This window comes from Novosphingobium ginsenosidimutans (assembly GCF_007954425.1).
GTDB lineage: Bacteria > Pseudomonadota > Alphaproteobacteria > Sphingomonadales > Sphingomonadaceae > Novosphingobium > Novosphingobium ginsenosidimutans.
Genome location: NZ_CP042345.1, coordinates 1847875 through 1866264, shown reverse-complemented (window position 1 = coordinate 1866264; position 18390 = coordinate 1847875). Strand labels below are relative to the sequence as shown.

Here is an 18390-nt window from a genome sequence, read left to right as displayed (position 1 = left end):
TCTGGGAGGGTTGTTGATGGCGGATTTTCCGCTGGCTTCGGACCAAAGAAGGGAAGCAGGATGAAGGGAATCATTGTAAAGGCCGGATGCGTCGCTTCGTTCGCCTTGCTCACCGCATGCGGCGGCGGGAACAGCGAACCGGCTCCCACCGCCGAAACTACCGCTGCTGAAACTGCAGCACCTGCCGCAGCCGCCGCAGCCCCTGCTGCCGCCGCCGCTCCGGCCGCAGACAACACCGACACGCTTGATGGCACCAAGTTCGCCGACATGACCGGCAACGCCGCCAATGGCGAGAAGGTCTTTGTCCAGTGCAAGTCCTGCCACGTCACGGATCCGGGCGTGAACCGGATCGGTCCCTCGCTGGCTGGCGTTGTCGGCCGCGCTGCAGGTAGCATTGCAGGCTTCGCCTACAGTGATGCCAACAAGAACAGTGGCATCACCTGGTCCAAGGAAAAGCTTTACCAGTACCTGGAAAAGCCGGCCCGCGTGGTTCCGGGCACCAAGATGGCTTTCGCCGGTCTGGCCAAGGGTCAGGACCGCGCCGACGTGATCGCTTACCTCGAAACCAAGAAGTAAGCCGTCAATTTCAGGCAAAGAAAAGGGGCGCGGACCTTGCGGTTCGCGCCCCTTTTTCGTGCCTTGACCCGGCGGATCAGGCGGCGATTGAACCGCGCGCCAGTTCGCACTGCGACCAGATGTCGCTCAGCGCATCGATCAGCCGGTTGATATCGCCATCGGTGTGAACCGGTGACGGGGTGATCCGCAGCCGCTCGGTCCCGCGCGGTACGGTCGGGTAGTTGATCGGCTGCACATAGATGCCGTGGTTGTCCATCAGCCAATCGCTGATCATCTTGGCCTTCTTGGCATCGCCAACCATCACCGGAATGATGTGGCTGGGATTGGGCAAGTGCGGGATCCCTAGCATGTCGAGCTTGCGCCGGACCGTTGCGACGCGGTCCTGCTGCAATTCGCGCTCACGGCTGCTGGCCTTGAGGTGCGCAATACTGGCGCAGGCGCCCGCGGCGACTGCCGGGGGCAGCGCGGTTGAGAAGATGAAGCCGCTGGCAAAGGTGCGGACGAAATCGACCAGATCGGCCGAAGCGGCGATATAGCCGCCCATCACACCGAAGGCCTTGCCCAGTGTGCCTTCGATGACGGTGATCCGGTCCATCAACCCTTCGCGTTCGGCGACGCCGCCGCCGCGTGCCCCATAGAGGCCCACGGCGTGGACCTCGTCGATGTAGCTCATTGCGCCGTGCTTCTCGCAGACGTCGAGGATCTCGGCGATCGGGGCGATGTCGCCATCCATCGAATAGACGCTTTCGAAGGCCACCAGCTTGGGCACTTCGGGGCCGAATTCGGACAGCAGGCGATCGAGATCGGCGGGATCGTTATGGGCCCAGACCTTGTAGGGGGCACGGCTGTGGCGGATCCCTTCGATCATCGAGGCATGGTTGAGCGCGTCCGAAAAGACCACGCAGCCCGGGATCTTGGCCGCCAGCGTGCCGAGGCCTGCCCAGTTGGAAACGTAGCCGCTGGTGAACAGCAGCGCGGCCTCCTTGTTGTGGAGATCGGCCAGTTCGGCTTCCAGCAGCACGTGATGGTGGTTGGTGCCGGAAATGTTGCGGGTGCCGCCGGCCCCGGCGCCGCATTCATCGAGCACGCGGTGCATCGCCTCGATCACGACAGGATGCTGGCCCATGCCAAGATAGTCGTTCGAGCACCAGACGGTGACGGCCGAGGTTTCATCCCCGACATAGCGCGTGGCGTGTGGGAAGCGGCCGCGATGGCGCTCAATCTCGGTGAAGACGCGGTACCGCCCCTCTTCGCGCACCGCATCCAGTTCCGCTTTGAAAAAGCCATCGAAGTCCATGCCCAACATCCTTCCCTTGAATCAGACTTGATTACGGCGCGGCGCTGGCAGCGCCCACCCCCACAAGGCCCCATCGCGCAGCGGCAGGGCCAGAAATAGATGCTCGAGCGCGCCCAGCGCCCCGAGTGCGAAGAGCAGACTCGCCCCGGCCGCGGCAGCAGTGCCAGCAGGCGCAGCAGCAGCCAGAGTGCCCAGCCAGGCCGCCAGCGCCAGGCTGCCGAGGATCGCCAGACCCAGCACCGCGGTGAAGCGCGGTGCGCCGAAATAGCTTTTCAGGTAGCCAAGGTGCGGCGGCAGGATATCGGTGCTCATGTTCGGCACGCCGGCAAAGATTGCCAGCTTGGTGCTGAGCCGCAGCACGAACAGCAACAGGAAGACCATGGCCGCCACCTGGTTGGGGGCATTCCAGGTCAGCGAGATCAGCAGCAGCGCGGTCATCGCCAAGGCAATCTCGTGCCAGGCCATTGCGGCGCTGGCATGGCCGAAGCGCTCCCATAGTGAGGCGCCTTCAGGGCAGGCCTCGCGTCGCGGGCCGGCGATTGCGCCCGTCAGGAAGCCGATTTCGTGCCAGGCCCAGATCAGGATCGCCCCGGCAAAGGCCCAGTAGACGCTGCCAATGCTGGTCGAACCCATCGATAAAACCACGATCACCAGCCCGGCAACTCCGGCCAGTCCTGCCAGCAGCAAGCTGCGGGGAAAGGTCGCACGATCACGGTTGTCCAACCAGGCGATCAGCCCGGTGGCGATGAACCACATCGCGATGGTCGCCACGACTGGCAGGATATGGCCCGACCAGCTTACCACGCCGGCTGAAGCCTGATCGTCTGGGGCAGTTCATTGGGCTTGGTGCGGTGGAGGTAGAGCCCCGCAAAACTGCGGGCTGCCCCGGCCATGCCGGTTACCCGCAGCCAGGCTCCGCCAAGGCCGCCGCGCTTCTTCCCGGCGTCGATCCGGCGGCTGGCGGCGAGTAGGCGGTCCATCCCGCGCCTGAAGGCTGGATCATCGATCGCCAACTCGACCGGGAAGACCTGGCGGCTGATCTGGTTGCAGATCGAGAATACCTCGAAATCGTAGGTGGTCGGGTCCATCCCAAGCGCCGCGTGGAACACGGGGCGGCCATGATCTCGCACATACATCGTGGCATAGACTGAAAGCAGGAAGAACCGGATCCACAGCTTGTTGTGGCCGCGCAGCAGCTTGGGATCGGCGCGCAGCAGCATGGCAAAGGCTTCGCCGTGGCGGAACTCGTCGTTGCACCACTCCTCGAACCAGCGGAAGATCGGGTGGAAACGCTGGCTGGGATTGCGCGCCAGATGCCGGAAGATCGCGATATAACGGGCGTAACCGATCTTTTCCGACAGATAGACCGCGTAAAAAATGAACTTCGGTTTGAAGTATGTGTATTTCTTGGTCTTCGTCAGGAAGCTCAGGTTCAGGCCGATCCCGGCATCCTTCAGCGTCTCGTTGATGAAGCTGGCATGGCGGCTTTCATCACGGGCGAGCAGCTTGAAAAGCTGCTTCATGTCCGCATTCTTGGTCCGCTTAGCGATCTCGGCATAGAGGATGCAGCCAGAGAACTCCGAGGTGGCCGAACTGACCAGAAAATCGATGAACTCGGCGCGCAGCTCTGGATCAAGGCTGTCGATCACGCCGGTGAAACTGTCATCGCGGCGAAAGTGCCGCTTGTTATGATCGTCGACCATCTCGTCGATCAGCGCATCCCATTCGCGCCGCACCGGCCCCACGTCGATCGCGTCAAGCGCGGCGAAATCGGTGGTATAAAACCGCGGGGTCAGCACCGTTTCATGCGAAGCCAGGGCCATCGTGTCTGGCGTGCCGTCGGGCTTGGTGGGGATCGAGGTAATCGCGTTCATTTCAGGCTCCCTGAGCTGAAGCTGACTTCATAGAGTTCAGACAGATCGAAATAGGCGGCAAGTTTGGTCCAGCTGCGCAGCAGCGGCCCGGCGCGGGTCACCGTGGCGGTGCGTTCGAAGACGGCGCTCTCGCCGAAAGGAACCTGCATCGGTGCGCCGTGCACCTGCACCCGGTCCCCCGGATTGATCGCGACATCGCCTTCGAGCTCGACGTGGGCGTGAAAATAGGCCTCGCTCTGCTCGATCGCGATGCGGCACGGAACATCGAAACGGCGCGCGTTCATGGCCGGGGTGCTCCCATCAGCAGGGCGGCAAAGGCGGCGCTGTTGTCTGAGCCGAAGCCGCCAAGATCGACCGAACGATGAGTCGCCTCGTCGACCAGCGAGAGCGAGCCGTCCGACCAGCGGGTCAGCGTGAAGGGCGGCTCCGAACCAATCCCGTGGAGGTGCCGTTCACGCGCCAGACCGCGCAGGACGCCGCGAATGAAACCGCCCTGTTCGGCCCCGGCGACGATTGTCGAGACCGGTTGGCCGGTGCTGGCGTCGCTGATCAGAACCGAACCGTCCGCCCCGTCGGCGAAGCGGAGGCTGCGCCGGGCGGTCGGGGCTGCCTGGGCTTCGGCGCGGGCCACGCTGGGCACTGCTTCGCGTTCCATCCAACCCAGCTTGACCGTCGCGGTCATGACCAGCGTGAATGCCACCAAGGTGCCGGCTGCGACCAGCGCCGGGGTCGAAACGATGTTGTCGTGGCTGTGGGCCTGGCTCATGCCGCAACTCCCTGCGCTGGCAATGCGGCCGGTCGAATGGCCGGAGCGTCCTCGCGGGCGATCGGAGCGATCGCGCCGCAGGCCCGGGCCAGGACTTCGGCAACGTTCACCGCATCGGGCAAGGCGCGCAGCATCGGTTGCGGCCGGCCGATCTTGAGCGGACGGGCATGCGGCCAGAGCATGGCATAGCCCAATCGATGCACGGCATTGGGAACCAGCACGATATCACCATGCCCACCCGTCAACGGGCGCAACTCGGCTGAACCAATCACGGCCAGCGGCAGGTTGATGCACTTCTGCAGCGCGACCCCAACCCGCAGCACAACGCGGCGGTTGGTAATGGTGTAGACCGTGGTCCGCGCCACCAGCACCGCGAAAAGCGAAAGCAGGCCCGTCACCGCCGCCGCCGAAGCCGCCGCCGCCAGCAGCCCGCCCATGCTGCCGCTAAGCAGCGCCAGGACCGCCATGGCCGCAAAGTAAAGTCCGACCCAGCGGGTATGGAGCGCGCTGCGGGCAAAGGTGCGCCATTCCGGCCCACCCTGCCACAGGATCCGTTCGCCTGGCGGGAGATCGCCAGGCAGGCCACGGATCGGTTCGTGCTCGTATTCGCTGGGGGTCACAGCCAGGGCTCCTGCCGGTCGGCATTGGCGTAGAGATAGCCGCCGCCGAAGTAGCCGATCACGCGCTCTTCCTCGTACCGAGTGATCTCGGTCGCCGAAGCCGGCACCGGGGCAGCGCCATAGTCAGCGGCGTTGATCGCATCGATCGAGACATGGTCATGCCGTACCAAGGCCATGGCCATCGGTGCCAGGACCGTGCCTGAACCCGTATCGACCGAGAGGTAGCGGATCATGTGCTCGGCCCGGTCAACCCACAGATCGGTGACTGTGCCAGCCACCTTGCCATCGGCCGCAATCACCTTCAGCCCGCGCGGATCGGTGCTGGTCGGGGCCACGCTGATGTGATCGTCGCTCGAAATGGGCACGATCCGGGGCTTGCCGTGGGCATCGATATCAGGCCACTTGGCGCGGTCGGCATAGGCCGCCGGACCGATCCCGTCGGCCAGCGGATTGCCGGTCGGCGCATAAGGCGCGCCGCCGAACACGTCGGTCCGCCGCGCCGCAATCTTGACCGGCTCGCGGCCCTGCGTCGGGGCCGTCACCGTGCCCTTGCCATGCGGCAGGCGGAACGACTTGGTCGAGGCTGCGTAAAGCGGTCCGCCCACGGTCTCGATCGCGCCGGTCAGTTCGTCTTCCAGCGGATAGCCTTCGCGCCGGTCTTCCCGTCGCAGCCAGAAGATCAGGGCAATGAAAAACAGCACGAAGGCGTAAAATGCCAACTCTGCACCATCGATGGTTCCGACAATATTCCCGTTCATCTTTCAGTCCTTCCCCGCAACATCAGGTGGGAAACTCAGTCAGCCCGAACCGGGCCGCGTTCAGCTTGGGCGCGTGATTTCGGTCGCGCCCGACCAGTGGTCCGACCACCACCAGGGTGGCCAGCAACAGGATGATTTCGATGAGATAAACTGTGGTATAGCCGGTCGCCCGGTCAGCCAGAGTGGTCCCCAGATCGTCGGCCACGGCCAGGCGCGAAACCACGTCACGCAGGACGCCGCCGACAGCAATGGCCAGCCCCGCACCGGTCGCCTGCACTGCGCCCCAGGCGCCCAGGGCAATGCCGCTGGTGCCATCGCGGGCCAGGCCCATCGCGGCTACCAGGGTGCCGACCGCAAACAATCCGCCGCCAAACCCAATCGTTGCCGCGCCCATCGCCAGCAGCGCCGGCAGGTTCAACGGAGCGGCGAAGATCACCAGCATGAAGGCGGCGATCCCGGCAGCAACACCAAAGCCCGCGACCCGCAGCGGATCGGCACCTTTGCTCAAGCGCCGCGCGGTCAGGGCAAAGCCGGTCAGCGTACCCAGCGCCCAAGCGCCGGTCAGCCCCGTCGTCGCCCCCACCGAAAGGCCCAGGACCTCGCCGCCATAGGGCTCGAGCAAGGCATCCTGCATGGCAAAGGCCGCAGCCCCAAGCCCGATCGCCGTCAGCAGGCGGCGAGTCTGGCGTTCTGCCGTGAAATGCTGCCAGACTTCGGCAAAGCTCGGCCGGGGCGTGTCAGCCGCGATAACCGACTGGTTGCGGGCTTCCTGCTTCCACAGCGCGGTCACGTTCAGCACCAGCGCCAGCACGGCAGCGCCCTGCACTACCTGAACCAGCTTTGTGGGGCGGAAATCGACCAGTTGCGTGCCAATTGCCAGCGAAGCGAGCATCATGCCCGCCAGCAGCATGACATAAAGCAGCGCTACCGCGCGCGGGCGGTTTTCGGCAGGGGCAAGGTCGGTCGCCAGCGCCAGGCCGGCGGTCTGCGTGGTATGGAGGCCAGCGCCGGCCAGCAGGAAAGCCAGCGCGCTGCCGACAAGACCAGCGGCGAAATCGCCCTCGCGGCCAAGCAGCAGCAAGGCAAAGGGCATGATTGCCAGCCCGCCGAACTGCATCAGCGTGCCGAACCAGATATAAGGCACCCGCCGCCAGCCCAGCACCGAGCGATGATTGTCGGACCTGTGGCCAATCAAGGCGCGCAGCGGCGCGAACAGCAGCGGCAGGGCGATCAACAGCGATACCAGCCAAGCCGGTGTGTGCAGTTCGACGATCATCACCCGGTTGAGCGTGCCGTTGAGCAGCACCATCGTCATCCCAACGCTGACCTGGAACAGCGCCAGGCGCAGCAGGCGGGCCAAGGGCAGGTCGGCGCTTGCCGCATCGGCGAACGGCAGCCAGGTCAGGGCGACCCGGCTCCAGTTCGGCGAAAAACGAGCGATCCGGGCCATCAGCAGCGCACCAGTTCCATCGCTTGCGAAGTGTAGAAACCGCTAGCGACACGCTCGGTCCGGGTCACGCGCCAACCGCGCAGGTGGCCCAGCTCCTCGCGCAGCCGGTCAGCGTTGACCGGCACGATTGCGGGCGAACGGTTGCCGCGCGGGAACAGCTTGCCGGCGGTGTGCATCGCGCCCAGCAGCGGCGTGTGCGGCGCGAAGGTGAAAACCATCGACTTCGCGCAGCGCTCGCCCAGCGTTGCCAGCGTCGCGACGATATCGGCCGGCTGGTAGTGGATCAGCGAATCCATCGCCACGACGTGGTCGAATTCGCCCAGCGCCGGGTCGAGCATATCACCGACATGCCAGTCGATCCGGCCATGGCCCAGGAACGACGGCGCCCGTTCGCGGGCGATCTCGACCAGCCCGGCGGCTATATCGACAGCCGTGACCTGAGCGCCGCGGCGGGCCGTATCGATGCTGAGCGCGCCGGTGCCGCAGCCCGCATCAAGCACGCAGGTGCGGCGCAGGTCATGCGGCAGCCAATCGACCAGCATGCTGCGCATCCGCTCGCGTCCAGCCCGCACCGTGGCGCGGATCCCGCTGACCTTCGCGTCGGAAGTCAGATCAATCCAGGCCTTGCGGGCGGTGCCATCGAAATAGGCGGCCAGCTTTTCGCGCTGGGCGTCATAGCCGTGGATCAGGCCATCGGAGGGTGCACGTGTCGCCATTATTCGAACCCCAGGAAATCGAAGATGTCACGATCCTTCATCGGCTTGGCCTCGATCGGATCGACCCCTTCCCACAGCAGTTGCGCCAGCCGGAGGTATTCCTGCTGCGCGGCAAAAACCTCGGGGCTGTCGTCCATTTCGAACAGGGTGCACTTCTTGAGCCGGCTGCGACGGATCGCATCGAGATCCTTGAAATGGGCCAGCCGTTTCATCCCGATCGCGTCGCTGAAGCGGTCGATCTCGTCAGTTGCGGCCGAACGATTGGCGATCACTCCGGCGAGCCGCACGTCATAGTTCTTGGCCTTGGCGCCGATCGCCGCGACGATCCGGTTCATCGCGAAGATGCTGTCGAAATCGTTGGCCGCCACCACCAGCGCGCGTTCGGCATGCTGGAGCGGCGCGGCGAACCCGCCGCATACGACATCGCCCAGCACGTCGAAGATAACGACGTCGGTATCCTCGAGCAGGTGATGCTGCTTGAGCAGCTTGACCGTCTGGCCGACGACATAGCCGCCGCAGCCAGTCCCGGCCGGCGGGCCGCCGGCCTCAACGCACATCACGCCGTTGTAGCCTTCGAACATGTAGTCCTCGGGCCGCAGCTCTTCGGCATGGAATTCAACCGTTTCGAGCACGTCGATCACAGTCGGCATCAGCTTCTTGGTCAGGGTGAAGGTGCTGTCATGCTTTGGGTCGCAGCCGATCTGCAGCACGCGGTGACCAAGCTTGGAGAAGGCGGCCGACAGGTTCGAAGAGGTCGTCGACTTGCCGATCCCGCCTTTGCCATAGACCGCGAAAACCTTCGCGCCCTTGATCTTGTCGCTCGGGTCGAGCTGGACCTGCATCGATCCGTCGCCGTCTGGCGGCAGGAATTTGGCACGGGGGTCAAGCAGGTTCATTGGTTTTCCTTCATTCCGCCGCAAAGACGCCTTCGAGGCGATCTTCGAGTTCGTCGCTGGCATGGCGCAGTGCTTCGAGGGTGGCCTCGTCTGGTTCCCACAACTGCCGTTCGCAGGCTTCGAGTAGACGGCCCGCTACGCGCGCCGAGCTCTTGGGGTTGAGCGCCGAAAGCCGCCGCCGCATTTCGGGATCAAGCACGAAGGTTTCGCTGATCCGCTGGTAGACCCAAGGTGCCACCTGCCCGGTCGTTGCCGACCAGCCCAGGGTATTGGTGACATGGCCTTCGATGTGGCGCACGCCTTCATAGCCGTGCTGCAGCATGCCTTCGAACCACTTTGGATTAAGCGTCCGGGTACGGGTTTCCAGGTCGATCTGTTCGGCCAGGGTGCGCACCTTGGTCTGCCCCTGGGTGGCATCGACGATGTAGACCGGCGCATCCTTGCCCCGCGCGCGCGAGACGGAGCGGCTGACTCCGCCCAAGCCATCAACATACTGGTCGAGATCGGTAATCCCGACCTCAACCGATTCCAGGTTCTGGTAGGTGAATTCGACATCGGCCAGCGCGCTGCGCAGCAGGGCACGTTGCTGGACCGGCTCGCCCTTTACACCATAGGCATAGCCCTTGTGCAGTTCGAAGGCATTGGCCAGTTCGTCCGGATCGGCCCAAACCCCGCCGTCAATCAGCAGATTGACGTTCGCGCCATAGGCTCCTTCGGCGTTCGAGAAGACTCGCAACGCCGCCGTTTCCAGGTCGCAATCGTGGGTCTGCTGATGCGCCAGGCTGTGCTTGCGGACAAAGTTCATTGCCAGCGGCTCGTCAGCCTGCGCAGCAAGCAGCGCGGCTTCGGCCAGCATCCGGCTCTGCAGCGGCAGCAGATCCCGGAAGATCCCCGACAGGGTCATGACCACATCGATCCGCGGGCGGCCCAGCTCGCCCAGCGGGATCAGTTCGGCCCCGGCCAGGCGGCCATAACCATCGATCCGCGGACGCGCGCCGATCAGCGTCATCGCTTGGGCGATCTGGACGCCCTCGCTCTTCATGTTGTCGGTGCCCCACAGCACCATGGCGAGGCTTTCGGGGAACGGCTCGCCGCCTGCGATGTGCTTGGCGATGAGGCCCTCAGCCTGGACCCGCCCTTGCTCGCAGGCAACCCGGCTGGGGATCCGGAATGGATCAAAGCCATGAATATTGCGCCCGGTCGGGAGCACTTGCGGATTGGCGAGCAGATCGCCGCCCGGGGCCGGCCGGACATAGCCGCCATCAAGGGCATGGATCACCGCGCCGATTTCATCGCAGGCATCTAGCGCGGCATCAAGCGCGCCGCGATCAGCCTGCGGATCGGCCTCGACCATCGCGTCGAGTAGTTCACGCCGCTGTTCGCCGGCCGGGGACAGCCCCAGCACGTGCAGCCCGTGCGGAATTAGCGCGCGCTCCAGCTCATAGAGCCGGGCGGAAAGATCGGCGATGTCGCCGCGCTCAATATCGAGGATTTCGCATTCCTCGGTGATGATCGCTTCGAGGAGCGACCGCTCCCCGTCGTTCTCGGCCATGCGCCAGCGTTCGACATTGGCCTTCAGATCGATGAAGCCGCGGTAAAGCCCGGCCTGGGCCAGTGGCGGCGTAAGATAGCTGACCAGGGTGGCACCCGACCTGCGCTTGGCCAGGATTCCTTCGGACGGGTTGTTCGAAGCGTAGAGGTAGTAGTTTGGCAGATCGCCCAGCAACCGTTCCGGCCAGCAATCGCCGCTAAGGCCAGTCTGCTTGCCCGGCATGAATTCCAATGCGCCATGGGTGCCGAAATGGAGGACGGCGTGGGCGCCGAAATCTTCGCGAATCCAACGATAATAGGCGGCGAAGGCGTGAGTCGGGGCAAAATCGCCATCGAACAACAGCCGCATCGGATCACCCTCGTATCCGAATGTTGGCTGGATCCCGACAAAGACGTTGCCGAACATTTCGCCCAGTACGTGAATACTGGTGCCATCGCTCTGCACCTTGCCCGGGGCCGGGCCCCACTGGGCCTCGATCGCGGCAAGGTGCGGCTCGCGCCGGATATGGGAATCGGCTGGGACGCGGGCAGCCACATTGGCCTCGGCGCCATAGCGGGCGGCATTGCCCTGGAGCACGCGATCGCGCAGTTCGTCGACGGTCCCCGGAACGTCAACCGCATAGCCCTCACCCGCCAGCCGTTGCAGCGTGGCAAAGAGCGATTCCCACACGGCCAGGTGCGCGGCCGTTCCGGTTGCCCCGGCATTGGGCGGAAAGTTGAACAGGGTGATTGCCAGCTTGCGATCGGCCCGGGCCGACCGGCGCAAGGCAATCAGCTTCACGACTTTCTGGGCAAGCGCGTCAGCCCGCTCGGGATCGCATTCCATGGCGCGGGCGCGGCCTTCACCCTGGGCGCTGCGTCCGCCGAACACGCTGGGGCAAATCGCCCCGTCAAGCTCAGGCAAGGCGACCATCATGGTCGTTTCAAGCGGCAGCAGGCCTTGCGGACGAGCGCGCCAGTCTTCCAGGGTCTGGAATTCCAGCGCGTGCGCGGCGATGTAAGGCAAATCGAGCCGTGCCAGCATTTCCACCGCAGCACCGGTATCGGAATAGGCCGGCCCGCCAACCAGCGAGAACCCGGTGCAGTTGACCACGGCGTCGACCGTTGGCTGGCCGTTGGCAATAAAGAACTTTTCTATGGCAGGACGGCCATCGAGACCGCTGGCAAAGGCCGGAACCACCTTCAGGCCGGCCGCTTCCATTGCCCTGATTACGCCATCGTAGTGGCCGGTATCCTTGCCCAGCAAGTAGGACCGCAGCAGCAGCAGCCCAACGGTGCCGTTGGGGCCAGGCTTGCGCTGCAGCAGCCGCAGGCTTTCGGAGAACTTCTGATCCGAGCGGGGGTGATAGACGCCCACTTCGGGATACTCGATCGGCGGATTGGCGCGCGTGATGCCGCGCCGAGTCAGTCGGTCTCCCGAAGCGTAGCGATCGACCAGCGCCCGGGTCATGGCGACGATGTTCGCGTCCGATCCAGCCAGCCAGTATTGCAGCGTCAGGAAATAGGCGCGCACATCCTGCGCCGTGCCGGGCACGAACCGCAAGATCTTGGGCAGGCGGCGCAGCATCTTCATCTGCCCCGCTCCGGAACTGGCATCGCGCTTATTGGAGCCGCGTAGGCGCTTGAGCAGGGCCAGCGGACCGCGCGCCGGCGCGTCCATCCGGTATTTGCCCATGCGCGTCAGCTTGACGATCTCGCCATCGGACATCAGCCCGAGCATTGCATCGCACTGTTCGCGCCGGGCCTCCAGCGCGGGGAAGATCGCGCGAACGTGATCGTCCAGGAACAGCATGGTCGCTACGACGATGTCGGCCTTGGCGATGTCTTCCTTTGCCTTGGTCAGAGCTTCGGGATTGCGGTCCCAATCGGCGGCAGCGTGCAGGTTCAGGTAAATGTTGTCAGGCCGCAGCTCACCCTCGGCGCGCTCCACCGCCCCTTTGAGGTGGTGGTCCAGCGTCACGATCGTGACGCGCACGGGGGGAGTGAAGCTACCGGCCATAGTGCGCCTTCGCGTCGTAGAGGGTTGCCAGATCGATCGCGCCGCGCCCCTGTTCGGCGGCAAAGGCTTCGGTGTTGCGGCGTGCCTTGCCGCGCACGAAAAATGGAATCTTCTTGAGCTCGCGTTCCGCCTCGGCAGTCCAGAGCGCGGCGAGCTCGGCGTCGTTGGCTGGCTCGGCGAGAGGCACGGCGACCTGCGCACCGTGACCATGCAGATGCGATGCCCCAGCCCCGTCGGAGAACTCGAAATCATCGCGGAACATGGTGAGCAGGTGCTCCTCCAGCCCCATCACCAGCGGATGAACCCAGCTGTCGAAGATGACATTGGCCCCTTCGAACCCCATCTGCGGCGAATGGCGCGCGGGGAAATCCTGGACATGCACCGGCGCGGAAATGACCGCGCAGGGCAGGCCCAGCCGCTTGGCAATATGCCGTTCCATTTGCGTCCCGAGCACCAGTTCCGGCGAGGCGGCGGCAATGGCCTCCTCGACTTCAAGGTGATCGTCGGTAATCAGCGGTTCGATGCCATAGCGCTTGGCCGCATCCCGCACGTCCCGCGCGAATTCGCGGTTGTAACAGCCCAGGCCGCAGACTGCGAAGCCGAGCTCTTCGTGTGCGATCCGGGCCGCGGCAACGGCATGGGTGGCATCGCCAAAGATGAAGACGCGCTTGCCGGTGAGGTAGGTTGAGTCGACCGAGCGGCTCCACCACGGCATCCGCGATCCGTCATCATCCAGCGCGGCAGCCGGATCGGCCCCAGCCAGCGCGGCCACGGCACGAATGAATTCCCGCGTTGCCCCTACCCCGATCGGCACGTTGCGGATCGCCGGCTGGGAAAACGTCTTTTCCAGCCAGCGGGCGGCTTCCTCGCCGATCTCGGGATAAAGCACGATGTTGAAATCCGCCGCGCCAATCCGTCGAATATCATTGGGTGAGGCGCCCAGCGGTGCCACCATGTTCACCTCGATGCCCAGGGCGTCGAGAATCTTGCGCACTTCGATCACATCGTCGCGGTGACGGAATCCAAGCGCGGCAGGCCCCAGAATGTTGACCAGCGCCACCGGCCCGCCGCGCGGGCGCACGGTCTGGTCGGCCAGATGGCGCACCACCTGATAGAAGCTTTCCGCCGCGCCCCAGTTTTCCTTGCGCTGATAGCTTGGCAGCTCCAGCGGGATGACCGGGCAATCAAGCTGCATCGCCTCGGCCAGACCAGCGGGGTCATCCTGGATCAGTTCGGCGGTGCACGATGCGCCCACCATCAGCGCCTGCGGCTTGAACCGGTCAAGCGCGTCGCGCGCGGCATCCTGAAACAGCTGCGCCGTATCCTTGCCCAGATCGCGCGCCTGGAAGGTGGTATAGGTGACCGGCGGGCGCTTGCCGCGCCGCTCGATCATCGTGAACAGCAGATCGGCATAGGTATCGCCCTGCGGCGCATGGAGGACATAGTGCATTCCCTCCATCGCGGTCGCCACGCGCATCGCGCCAACGTGGGGCGGGCCTTCATATGTCCAGACGGAAAGCTGCATCGCCCTAGACCCTCAACACGTCGCGTCGCCGCAGCGGCCGGGCGAACAGTTCGGCAAGGTCTCCGGCTTGCTCAAAGCCATGGATCGGCGAGAAGACCAGTTCGATCGCCCACTTGGTAGAAAGTCCTTCCGCTTCGAGCGGATTGGCGAGACCCAGGCCGCAGACCGTCAGGTCAGGCCGATCGGCGCGGACACGATCAAGCTGGCGATCGACATGCTGGCCCTCGCTCAGCCGGACTGTGTCCGGCAGCAGCGCCAGTTCGCGCGCGTTGATCTGGCGGTTGAGATAGGGGGTCCCCACCTCGACCGGCACCATCCCGAGTTCGGTGGCGAGGAAGCGCGCCAGCGGCACTTCCAGCTGCGAATCGGGCAGGAAGGTGATGCGCTTGCCTTCCAGCCGCTGGCGGCTGTGTTCGATCGCGCGCTTGGCCCGTTCGCGGCCCGGTGCGATCACGCGGTTGAAGTGCATCTCATCGATGCCAAAGGCCATGGCTGCGGCGCGGAGCCAGTCGGTCGTGCCCTCCGCGCCGAACGGAAACAGCGCGTCCAGCCGCTTGGCACCGCGATCCTCTAGCGCCCGGGCGGTCTCGGTCAGGAACGGCTGGGCCAGCAGATAGCGCGTCGCCGGGCCGACCGTGGGAAGATCGGCCGCATTGCGCGCCGGAAGCACGCCCACGCGGGCAATCCCCAACTCGGCAAAGAGCCGGAGGAACTGGTCTTCGACGATATCCGGCAGCGTACCCACCACCAGCAGCTCAGCCGCAGCGCCCCTGGCCTGGGTCGGCATTTCCGGCACGAGCGCGGCAAGGCAAGCGTCCTCGCCTTCGGTAAAGGTCGTTTCGATCCCGCTGCCTGAATAGTTGAGGATGCGGACCTGCGGCGCGAACTGGGTGCCGAGTCGCTGGGCAGCCTTGGCCAGGTCCAGCTTGATGACCTCGCTGGGGCACGAGCCGACCAGGAACAGCGTGCGGATTTCCGGCCGCCGCGACAGCAGGCGGCGCACGACGCGATCCAGCTCGTCCTGACAGTCAGCCATGCCGGCCAGATCACGCTCTTCGATGATTGCCGTGGCAAACCGCGGTTCGGCAAAGATCATCACGCCAGCCGCGCTTTGCAGCAGATGGGCGCAGGTGCGTGAACCGACAACCAGGAAGAACGCGTCCTGCATCTTGCGATGCAGCCAGATGATGCCGGTGAGCCCGCAGAAAACCTCCCGCTGCCCCCGCTCGCGCAGCACCGGCGCGCAATCGCTACCCGGTGCAGCAAGGGCGATGAGCTCGGTCATCCGGCCACCGCCAGTCGAGGCCCGGCTTCGAGTCGCGCTGCACGCAGCTTGAGCAGGAACTGCCCGGCATTAATCAGGTAAGTCAGATAGGCCGCCAGCGCGAGCAGCATGCGCTCGCCCACCGTGCCATATCCGCCCAGCAGCATGGCCAGGTAGGCCGTGTGCAGCGCCAGCACGAGCATCGAGAAGACATCTTCCCAGAAGAACGGGCGGGCAAACAGCCACTTGCCGAAGACCCGCTTTTCCCAGATCGAGCCGGTGATCATGATAGTGTACAAAACCAGGGTTTTGATGACGATCGAGGCATCAGCCGCCGCCGCCCCGTGGCCGGTTGCGAGATAGCGCAGCACCAAGGTCAGGCTGATCAGGAAGACAACGAACTGGAGCGGGGCCAAGACCCCTTGCACGATGGTCCAGGGGGATTCGTCGCGCCGGCGGCGCTCCTCCGCTGTGTAGAGCGCCTTTCCCGTAAGCGGGTGACCGAGCGTTTCCCCTCCGGCCGACGGATGATGTTCATCCCGTGCCATTGCCAGTCTTCAGACTCCAAATTCCAATGCAGAGACTACGCCCGCCTTCGGCAAAGTGTCAATCAATCTTGACGACAAATAAATTGGACAATTCTTGATTTGCAGAACCGGCGTGATCGGCCTAGCCTGCATAGTGTCCGGACACCTCGACTCGATACGGAGTCACTTCGGATTGACGCGATACGCGCCGATGCCACGCCGGGGAGAGGCCGATGGCTAAGGGAACTGGCAGTGAACGAACCGCAGCCCAGGCCTCCGGGCCTCGGTCGAGTCGGCCGGGTGCAATACACGCATCCAGTTTGCCGAACCTGTCGCGGATGGTTGAGGGTGACATTATTCCACGACTGTTGATGGCCCATCGCAATGACCGATGGGATCAGCTGCGCCGGCCGAGTCGGATGACCGAACCCGTTTCAACCCTTAGCGCAGAAGAGATCGCGCGGTTCGCAGCCCAGCCATTGCACCTTGAGGCCAGCGAACTGCTCGACGCGATCGAACAGTTCCTTTCGCGCGGCGTCGCGGTGGAACAGATCTATGTCGAACTGCTGGCCCCTTCAGCCCGCAAGTTGGGCGAATTGTGGGAAGCGGACGAATGTGACTTCGTCGATGTCACGATGGGTCTTTGGCGCCTGCAGGAAGTGATGCGGATCATCGCGATGCGATCACCGGTGATCCTGCACGCGGTTACCGCACCGCGAACGGCGCTGTTTGCTCCCGTGCCCGGTGACCAGCACAGCTTCGGCGCCTTGATGATCGACGAGGTGTTCACCAGGGCCGGCTGGGAGAGCGAAGTTGTATTTGAACCGAAGCGGCCAAAGCTCCTTGAAATCCTCGCCCGACGCGGGTTCGATCTCCTAGGATTGACGGTGACCAATGATTGTCCTAGCGGCGACCTCGCTGAGCTTATTTCAGCAATCCGTTCGGTTTCCCGCAATCCCGAAATCCGGGTTTTGATAGGGGGCCGGGCGATTAATATCGATCCAACCCTGCATGTTGCAGCAGGGGCAGACGGTACGGCAAGCGATGCGGTCTCTGCCGTGGTTCTGGCGGAACAACTGGTAGCCGAAACCCGTTCTGCCCTCTGCCAAAACTGACCGCCGGAGGAGCTGTTGCTCACTCGCAAGCACAGTATCGAGGGCAAGGCGCCATTTGTCGATTCCGTCGATGTGCTTGAATCGCTGGATCTCGAAGCCGCAATCCGCATGGCAATGGTTGCGGGCGACATCATTCTGATACTCGACGATACCGGCAAAATCCTTGATGCCTCGGCCAATCCGGATGAATTTCCGGGCTATGCCGGATGGATCGGCCAGACCTGGGTTGACACCGTCACCGCGGAAAGCCGGCCCAAAGTGATGGAAATGCTGGCCGGTGCGCGCAAGCACCAGACCCAGCACTGGCGGCAAGTCAACCATATCGGCGAAGAGGGCGACACGCCCGTAAAGTACGTGATCGTGCCCACTGGCACGGATGGACGACACATCGCATTCGGACGCGATCTTCGCGAAACTGCGGCGGTGCAGCAGCGTCTGCTCCAGGCCCAGCAATCGCTTGAACGCGATTACACGCGGATGCGCCGGCTTGAAGCGCGTTACCGGATGCTCTTCGATCTCTCGTCCGAAGCGATCATTGTCGCGGCGACCGATGGCTTCCGCATTCGCGAAGCAAATCCGGCCGCCTATCAGCTGCTCGGCGCGCAACCGGGCACCCTTGAGAATGCGAAGCTCATCGCGCAGTTCGACCGCGGATCGCGCGAGGCGCTGATCACCTATTTCGGTTCGGCGCTGACATCAGGTGGCACTGCACCCTTCACGGCGCGGCTGCGCGATGGCGGCGAGTCGGTTTCGCTTGAAGCCGTGGGATTCCGCGAACAAGGCGAACAGTTCCTGATGCTGCATTTTGGCACCGCCGGTGCCCGCGCAGCCACCGGTACCAGCGTCGCGCTTGATGTGATCGAAACCATGCCGGACGCTTTCGTCCTGGTGGACGATTCTCGCGCGATCGTGGCGGCCAATATCGCCTTCGTAGAACTGGTCGGAGCGGCCAGTGTCCAGCAGGTGACGGGCCGGCTGCTTGATGATTATGTCGGCCGGCCGGGGATCGATCTCGATCTGGTCGATGGCCAACTTGCCAAGCACGGCTCGGCGCGCAATGTCTCGACCGTCATTGGCGCCAGCGAGCTGTTCGCCGGGGAACCCGTGGAACTTTCCGCCGTACGCACGACCGGCCCCAATGCCCACACCGGCTATGTGATTCGCCCGATCGGGCGCCGGCTCCGCGATATCCAGCCCGTGCTGCAGGACCGCCCGCGCTCGGTTGAACAGCTTACCGAACTGGTCGGCCGCATGTCGCTCAAGGACATTGTCCGCGAAAGTACCGACCTGATCGAACGGCTGTGCATCGAGGCGGCGCTAACCTACACCTCTGACAATCGCGCCTCGGCCGCAGAAATTCTCGGGCTGAGCCGGCAAAGCCTCTATTCAAAGCTGCACCGCTATAGCCTGGGCAATCTGCAGGGTGAGCCGGATTGAGTGTCAAAATAATTTGACG

Annotated in this window: 17 protein-coding genes; 3 read left to right on the top strand and 14 right to left on the bottom strand. The window is 64.2% G+C overall.

From position 1 onward, the window contains the following. Positions 1-60: 60 nt before the first annotated feature. Entirely contained in the window at positions 61-576 is a 516-nt protein-coding gene (locus FRF71_RS09290) for a c-type cytochrome (protein ID WP_147090392.1), read from the top strand. A gap of 76 nt (positions 577-652) precedes the next feature. Here FRF71_RS09290 and hemA read toward each other — a convergent pair whose 3' ends face one another. The 14 genes from hemA to bchF are packed head-to-tail and all read right to left on the bottom strand — an operon-like array spanning position 653 to position 15840. Then, positions 653-1873, bottom strand: a complete 1221-nt coding sequence (hemA, locus tag FRF71_RS09285) for a 5-aminolevulinate synthase (RefSeq protein ID WP_147090391.1) — start codon at positions 1871-1873, stop codon at positions 653-655. A 21-nt stretch (positions 1874-1894) separates the two neighbouring features. Further along, on the bottom strand, positions 1895-2677 hold the full coding sequence (puhE, locus tag FRF71_RS09280; protein WP_147090390.1) for a putative photosynthetic complex assembly protein PuhE: 783 nt from the start codon (positions 2675-2677) through the stop codon (positions 1895-1897). Then, positions 2671-3747, bottom strand: coding sequence for a magnesium-protoporphyrin IX monomethyl ester (oxidative) cyclase (gene acsF, locus FRF71_RS09275; protein ID WP_147090389.1), 1077 nt, complete (start codon positions 3745-3747; stop codon positions 2671-2673). Before acsF ends, puhE begins: the two co-directional genes overlap by 7 nt. Next, positions 3744-4031, bottom strand: coding sequence for a hypothetical protein (locus FRF71_RS09270; RefSeq protein WP_147090388.1), 288 nt, complete (start codon positions 4029-4031; stop codon positions 3744-3746). The genes acsF and FRF71_RS09270 overlap by 4 nt, the downstream gene beginning before the upstream one ends. Continuing rightward, positions 4028-4513, bottom strand: coding sequence for a photosynthetic complex assembly protein PuhC (puhC, locus tag FRF71_RS09265; protein WP_147090387.1), 486 nt, complete (start codon positions 4511-4513; stop codon positions 4028-4030). Before puhC ends, FRF71_RS09270 begins: the two co-directional genes overlap by 4 nt. Next, complete coding sequence (gene puhB / locus FRF71_RS09260) at positions 4510-5133, bottom strand: photosynthetic complex putative assembly protein PuhB (protein WP_147090386.1); 624 nt, start codon at positions 5131-5133, stop codon at positions 4510-4512. The genes puhC and puhB overlap by 4 nt, the downstream gene beginning before the upstream one ends. Next, a complete protein-coding gene (gene puhA, locus FRF71_RS09255; RefSeq protein ID WP_147090385.1) occupies positions 5130-5891 on the bottom strand; it encodes a photosynthetic reaction center subunit H in 762 nt (253 codons plus the stop codon). Before puhA ends, puhB begins: the two co-directional genes overlap by 4 nt. A 22-nt stretch (positions 5892-5913) precedes the next feature. Continuing rightward, positions 5914-7341, bottom strand: coding sequence for a BCD family MFS transporter (locus FRF71_RS09250; protein WP_147090384.1), 1428 nt, complete (start codon positions 7339-7341; stop codon positions 5914-5916). Then, positions 7341-8057 (bottom strand): magnesium protoporphyrin IX methyltransferase, encoded by a 717-nt coding sequence (gene bchM, locus FRF71_RS09245; protein ID WP_147090383.1) that lies wholly within the window; start codon positions 8055-8057, stop codon positions 7341-7343. The genes FRF71_RS09250 and bchM overlap by 1 nt, the downstream gene beginning before the upstream one ends. Then, positions 8057-8953 (bottom strand): ferredoxin:protochlorophyllide reductase (ATP-dependent) iron-sulfur ATP-binding protein, encoded by an 897-nt coding sequence (bchL, locus tag FRF71_RS09240; RefSeq protein ID WP_147090382.1) that lies wholly within the window; start codon positions 8951-8953, stop codon positions 8057-8059. Before bchL ends, bchM begins: the two co-directional genes overlap by 1 nt. A gap of 10 nt (positions 8954-8963) precedes the next feature. After that, complete coding sequence (locus tag FRF71_RS09235) at positions 8964-12503, bottom strand: magnesium chelatase subunit H (RefSeq protein ID WP_147090381.1); 3540 nt, start codon at positions 12501-12503, stop codon at positions 8964-8966. Further along, entirely contained in the window at positions 12493-14028 is a 1536-nt protein-coding gene (gene bchB / locus FRF71_RS09230) for a ferredoxin:protochlorophyllide reductase (ATP-dependent) subunit B (protein WP_147090380.1), read from the bottom strand. The genes FRF71_RS09235 and bchB overlap by 11 nt, the downstream gene beginning before the upstream one ends. A 4-nt stretch (positions 14029-14032) precedes the next feature. Next, complete coding sequence (locus FRF71_RS09225; protein WP_147090379.1) at positions 14033-15313, bottom strand: ferredoxin:protochlorophyllide reductase (ATP-dependent) subunit N; 1281 nt, start codon at positions 15311-15313, stop codon at positions 14033-14035. After that, entirely contained in the window at positions 15310-15840 is a 531-nt protein-coding gene (gene bchF / locus FRF71_RS09220) for a 2-vinyl bacteriochlorophyllide hydratase (protein ID WP_147090378.1), read from the bottom strand. The genes FRF71_RS09225 and bchF overlap by 4 nt, the downstream gene beginning before the upstream one ends. Before the next feature lie 398 nt (positions 15841-16238). Here bchF and FRF71_RS09215 point away from each other — a divergent pair, with 398 nt between their 5' ends. Continuing rightward, positions 16239-16934 carry a cobalamin B12-binding domain-containing protein gene (locus FRF71_RS09215; RefSeq protein WP_238339160.1) on the top strand — a complete coding sequence of 232 codons (696 nt, stop codon included), beginning with the start codon at positions 16239-16241 and terminating at the stop codon, positions 16932-16934. Positions 16935-16949: 15 nt separating this feature from the next. Beyond that, on the top strand, positions 16950-18371 hold the full coding sequence (gene ppsR, locus FRF71_RS09210) for a transcriptional regulator PpsR (protein ID WP_147090377.1): 1422 nt from the start codon (positions 16950-16952) through the stop codon (positions 18369-18371). The last annotated feature ends 19 nt before the right edge of the window (positions 18372-18390 follow it).

Bases quoted from the DNA above. Each gene is read 5' to 3' on its own strand.
- FRF71_RS09290 (WP_147090392.1), top strand. From the start codon at position 61: ATGAAGGGAATCATTGTAAAGGCCGGATGCGTCGCTTCGTTCGCCTTG.
- hemA (WP_147090391.1), bottom strand. From the start codon at position 1,873: ATGGACTTCGATGGCTTTTTCAAAGCGGAACTGGATGCGGTGCGCGAA.
- acsF (WP_147090389.1), bottom strand. From the start codon at position 3,747: ATGAACGCGATTACCTCGATCCCCACCAAGCCCGACGGCACGCCAGAC.
- FRF71_RS09270 (WP_147090388.1), bottom strand. From the start codon at position 4,031: ATGAACGCGCGCCGTTTCGATGTTCCGTGCCGCATCGCGATCGAGCAG.
- puhC (WP_147090387.1), bottom strand. From the start codon at position 4,513: ATGAGCCAGGCCCACAGCCACGACAACATCGTTTCGACCCCGGCGCTG.
- puhA (WP_147090385.1), bottom strand. From the start codon at position 5,891: ATGAACGGGAATATTGTCGGAACCATCGATGGTGCAGAGTTGGCATTT.
- FRF71_RS09250 (WP_147090384.1), bottom strand. From the start codon at position 7,341: ATGGCCCGGATCGCTCGTTTTTCGCCGAACTGGAGCCGGGTCGCCCTG.
- bchM (WP_147090383.1), bottom strand. From the start codon at position 8,057: ATGGCGACACGTGCACCCTCCGATGGCCTGATCCACGGCTATGACGCC.
- bchL (WP_147090382.1), bottom strand. From the start codon at position 8,953: ATGAACCTGCTTGACCCCCGTGCCAAATTCCTGCCGCCAGACGGCGAC.
- FRF71_RS09235 (WP_147090381.1), bottom strand. From the start codon at position 12,503: ATGGCCGGTAGCTTCACTCCCCCCGTGCGCGTCACGATCGTGACGCTG.
- bchB (WP_147090380.1), bottom strand. From the start codon at position 14,028: ATGCAGCTTTCCGTCTGGACATATGAAGGCCCGCCCCACGTTGGCGCG.
- FRF71_RS09225 (WP_147090379.1), bottom strand. From the start codon at position 15,313: ATGACCGAGCTCATCGCCCTTGCTGCACCGGGTAGCGATTGCGCGCCG.
- bchF (WP_147090378.1), bottom strand. From the start codon at position 15,840: ATGGCACGGGATGAACATCATCCGTCGGCCGGAGGGGAAACGCTCGGT.
- FRF71_RS09215 (WP_238339160.1), top strand. From the start codon at position 16,239: ATGACCGAACCCGTTTCAACCCTTAGCGCAGAAGAGATCGCGCGGTTC.